Source organism: Sphingomonas bacterium (genome assembly GCF_903643035.1).
Classification (GTDB): Bacteria; Pseudomonadota; Alphaproteobacteria; order Sphingomonadales; family Sphingomonadaceae; genus Sphingomonas.
This window is the reverse complement of the sequence record NZ_CAHJWW010000260.1, coordinates 1-3,919: the sequence shown is the minus strand read 5'-3', so window position 1 is coordinate 3,919 and position 3,919 is coordinate 1. Positions and strand designations below refer to the sequence as shown.

General features: G+C 69.6%; 5 protein-coding genes. 4 read left to right on the top strand and 1 reads right to left on the bottom strand.

Going from position 1 to position 3,919, the window contains the following annotated elements:
• From HUV01_RS13410 to HUV01_RS13395, 4 genes are all read left to right on the top strand, one after another.
• A partial coding sequence (locus HUV01_RS13410) for a laccase domain-containing protein (protein ID WP_174298726.1) occupies positions 1 to 368 on the top strand: 368 nt, incomplete at its 5' end.
• A gap of 52 nt (positions 369 to 420) precedes the next feature.
• The gene (locus tag HUV01_RS13405) at positions 421 to 1,752 is read left to right on the top strand and encodes a cystathionine gamma-synthase family protein (RefSeq protein ID WP_174298725.1); all 1,332 of its coding nucleotides are present in this window, start codon (positions 421 to 423) and stop codon (positions 1,750 to 1,752) included.
• A gap of 106 nt (positions 1,753 to 1,858) precedes the next feature.
• Positions 1,859 to 2,866 carry an adenosine deaminase gene (locus HUV01_RS13400; RefSeq protein WP_174298724.1) on the top strand — a complete coding sequence of 336 codons (1,008 nt, stop codon included), beginning with the start codon at positions 1,859 to 1,861 and terminating at the stop codon, positions 2,864 to 2,866.
• Positions 2,863 to 3,381: a phosphoribosyltransferase gene (locus tag HUV01_RS13395; RefSeq protein WP_174298723.1), complete on the top strand. Its 519-nt coding sequence runs from the start codon at positions 2,863 to 2,865 to the stop codon at positions 3,379 to 3,381. The genes HUV01_RS13400 and HUV01_RS13395 overlap by 4 nt, the downstream gene beginning before the upstream one ends.
• Positions 3,382 to 3,403: 22 nt before the next feature.
• Here HUV01_RS13395 and HUV01_RS14980 read toward each other — a convergent pair whose 3' ends face one another.
• Entirely contained in the window at positions 3,404 to 3,646 is a 243-nt protein-coding gene (locus HUV01_RS14980) for a hypothetical protein (RefSeq protein ID WP_217431010.1), read from the bottom strand.
• Positions 3,647 to 3,919: the final 273 nt, after the last annotated feature.

Below are 3,919 nucleotides of genomic sequence, written 5' to 3'. Positions count from 1 at the left end.
TCGCCGGCGTCACGGACGCGGTGCTGGACGCGATGACGGCGCTCGGCGCCGATCGCGCGCGCATCGCCGCCGCGATCGGCCCGTGCATCGCGCGCGCGAGCTACGAGGTGGACGACGCGTTCCGCGTCCGGTTCGAGCAGGCGGACCGCGACAACGCCCGCTTCTTCGCCGACGCGCGGCGCCACCATCACCGCTTCGACCTGGAAGCCTATGTCGCCCACCGCCTCGCCGCCGCCGGTGTCGGCCGGGTCGAGGCGCTGGGACTCGACACCTATGCCGACGCCGATCGTTTTTACTCCTTCCGCCGTGCCACGCACGCGCAGGAGCCCGACTATGGCCGCCAGATCGCGTTGATCGGGCTGCACTAACGCCTCCCCGGCGAGGCGAGGATCGGCTACGGCCGGTCCGAGGAGACCCGCCATGACCGACACGCCCGACGAGACCGAGGCCGACATGAGCGGCGGCGTCTCGCAACCCGCCCCGCGCGACGACACGCCCCGGGCGATCGGTGGGCGCAAGCTCAGCCCGGCGACGCTGATGATGGGCCACGGCTTCGACCCCGCGCTGTCGGAGGGCAGCCTCAAGCCGCCGATCTTCCTCACCTCCACCTTCGTCTTCCCCAACGCCGCCGCCGGCAAGCGCCATTTCGAGGGCGTCACCGGCAAGCGGCCCGGCGGCGCGGAAGGCCTGGTCTATTCACGCTTCAACGGCCCCAATCAGGAGATACTGGAGGACCGCCTCGCCGTCTGGGAGGAAGCGGAAGACGCGCTCGCGTTCAGCTCGGGCATGTCCGCCATCGCCACGCTGTTCCTGTCCACCGTCCGGCCCGGCGACACCATCGTCCATTCCGGCCCGCTCTATGCCGCCACCGAGACGCTGATCGCGCGCGTGCTGGGCCGGTTCGGGGTCCACTTCCTCGACTTCCCCGCCGGCGCCACGCGCGACGAGATCGACGCGGTGCTCACCCGCGCGTCCGCCGGCAACGTCGCGCTGATCTATCTGGAAAGCCCGGCCAACCCCACCAACGCGCTGGTCGATGTCGAGGCGGTCGCCGCGTCGCGCGACGCGATCTTCGCGCATCTGCCCACCAAGCCGCCGATCGCGATCGACAACACCTTCTTGGGGCCCTTGTGGGCGCAGCCGCTGCGCCAGGGCGCCGACATCGTCGTCTACAGCCTCACCAAATATGCCGGCGGCCATTCGGATCTGGTCGCGGGCGGCGTGCTCGGCTCGAAGGCGCACATCAACACGATCCGCTCGATGCGCAACACGATCGGCACGATCACCGATCCACACACCGCCTGGATGCTGCTGCGCTCGCTGGAGACGCTGGAGCTGCGGATGAGCCGCGCCGGGGAGAACGCGGCGACCGTCTGCGCCTGGCTGCGCGACCAGCCCAAGGTGGCGCGCGTCGGCTATCTCGGCTTCCTGGAGGGCGGCGAGGATGCCCGCCAGGCGGACATCTACCGCCGCCACTGCCTGGGCGCGGGCTCCACCTTCTCGCTATATCTGAAGGGCGGCGAGGCGGAGGCGTTCCGCTTCCTCGACGCGCTCAAGATCGCCAAGCTCGCCGTGTCGCTGGGCGGCACGGAGACGCTCGCCTCGCACCCCGCCGGCATGACGCACCTCTCCGTCCCCGACGCGCGCCGGCAGGCGCTGGGCATCACCGACAATCTCGTGCGCATCTCGATCGGCGTCGAGCACGCCGACGACCTGATCGCGGACTTCGATCAGGCCCTCAGGGCGGTGTAGCACCTCGCCCGCCACCGCTCGCCCTGAGCGAAGTCGAAGCACGTTCCTGCCCTTCGACTTCGCTCAGGGCGAGCGGAGTCAGGACGCACAACACGGGATCGCTGACATGACCGACCTCGCCACCTTCTGCGCCGCCCTCCCTAAGGCGGAGCTGCACCTGCATATTGAAGGCAGCCTCGAACCCGAGCTGATGGTCGCGCTGGCGAAGCGCAACAAGGTCGCGATCCCCTTCGCCACCGTCGAGGACGTGCGTGCGGCCTACCGGTTCACCGACCTGCAGAGCTTCCTCGACATCTATTACGCCGGCGCCGCCGTGCTGCGGACAGCCGAGGACTTCCACGACCTCGCCGCCGCCTATTTCGACCGCGCCGCCGCCGACGGCGTCGTCCACGCCGAGATCTTCTTCGATCCGCAGACGCACACGCATCGCGGCATCCCGTTCGGCCTCGTGATGGAGGGGCTCACCGCCGCGATCGACGGCGCGCGGACGAAGCATGGGATGAGCGTCTACCTCATCATGTCGTACCTGCGACATCTGTCCGAGGAGGATGCGTTCGCGACGCTGCGCGAGGCCGAGCCGTGGCTCGACCGCTTCGTCGGCGTCGGGCTCGACTCGTCGGAGGTCGGCAATCCGCCCGCCAGGTTCGCGCGCGTCTTCGCCGCCTCGCGCGAACGCGGGCTCCGGCTATGCTGCCACGCCGGCGAGGAGGGCCCGCCCGCCTATGTGTGGGAAGCGCTCGACGCGCTGGGCGTCGACCGCATCGATCACGGCAACCGCGCGCTGGAGGACCCCGCGCTCGTCGCCCGCCTCGCGCGCGACGCGACGACGCTCACCGTCTGCCCGCTGTCCAACGTCGCGTTGCGCAACGTCGCGCGGCTGGAGGATCACCCGATCGACCGCATGCTTGGCGTCGGCCTGCGCGCGACGATCCACTCGGACGACCCCGCCTATTTCGGCGGCTACATCGCCGAGAACTACCGCGCGACGGCGCAGGCGCGCGGCCTGACCCGCGCGCAGCTCGTCACGCTCGCGCGCAACAGCCTGCTCGGCTCGTTCCTGCCCGCGCCCGAGCTGGTCCGGCACCTCGCCGCGCTGGACGCGTTCGCGGCATGACGACCTTCACCCCCGTTGCCCACGCGCAGGTCGTCGCCGACGTCCTCGCCATCGCCGCCGCGATCGAGGCGGACGCGGACTGGCGCCCGACCTTCGTCGTCGGCGTCGGTCGCGGCGGGCTGGTGCCGGCGGTGTACCTCAGCCACGCCACCGGCCTGCCGACGCTGTCCTGCGACCTGTCCGCGCGGGTCAAGGAGTTCGCCGACGACGTCCTCGTCCGCCTCGCCACCCGCGCGGCGGCGGGCGAGCGGCTGCTGTTCGTCGACGACATCAACGATTCGGGTCGAACCATCGGCCTGCTCCGCGAGCGACTCGCGACGGCGCGCGCGCCGGACGGCTCGGTCCGCTTCGCGACGCTGATCGACAACGCCGTCTCCGCGCAAAGGGTGGATTACCGCGCCCGCACGATCGACCGCACCGCGACCAAGGACTGGTTCGTGTTCCCGTGGGAAGCGCTCGCCCCGAGTGAGGCGCTGAGCGCCGACGCGGCGGCGGTGCCGGAGCGGATCGGGTGAGGTGAGACGGATCGGCTGACGATTAGCTGCCCTTCCGTTCGAGGCGGTTCACCAGCATCCTGACTATCAGCCCGACCAGCAACGCGACTGCGAAAGTCGGAACAGCTACGTAGGTCAGAAAGCCTTTGTGGCACTCTCGATCAGGATCGCAGCCGCCAAGCGAGTCCACCAGGATGAGAAGGAAGAAAATGGGGGCGCCGACAAGCCCGGCCGCGATGCTGCCCCACTTGCCTCCCGGTGAGCCTCCGCTCCTGTAGCCCTTCATAGCGCGACTTAACCACACAGGCCGCACACCCGCAATTAGGCGATGTCAGCCGTAAGCAGCGGCTGCCCTACAGCTTCCGATCGCGCTAGACTCGCTGGCCTTTCGGTCCTGCCGCCCTTTGACATTCTCCATCAGCGTCAGCCGCGACGGCGATTGTCGCGAAGGCGAGCGCGCGTGACCACACACGCTGCCTCCTTAGAGTCTGATCCATCTAAGCTGAAGCGTAGCCGCTGTTGCGGAGGTAGTTGGCGCATTCGTGTGGTGGGAAGGCAT

Excerpts from the sequence above, each read along its gene's own strand:
- HUV01_RS13405 (WP_174298725.1), top strand. The coding sequence starts at position 421 with ATGACCGACACGCCCGACGAGACCGAGGCCGACATGAGCGGCGGCGTC.
- HUV01_RS13400 (WP_174298724.1), top strand. The coding sequence starts at position 1,859 with ATGACCGACCTCGCCACCTTCTGCGCCGCCCTCCCTAAGGCGGAGCTG.
- HUV01_RS13395 (WP_174298723.1), top strand. The coding sequence starts at position 2,863 with ATGACGACCTTCACCCCCGTTGCCCACGCGCAGGTCGTCGCCGACGTC.
- HUV01_RS14980 (WP_217431010.1), bottom strand. The coding sequence starts at position 3,646 with ATGAAGGGCTACAGGAGCGGAGGCTCACCGGGAGGCAAGTGGGGCAGC.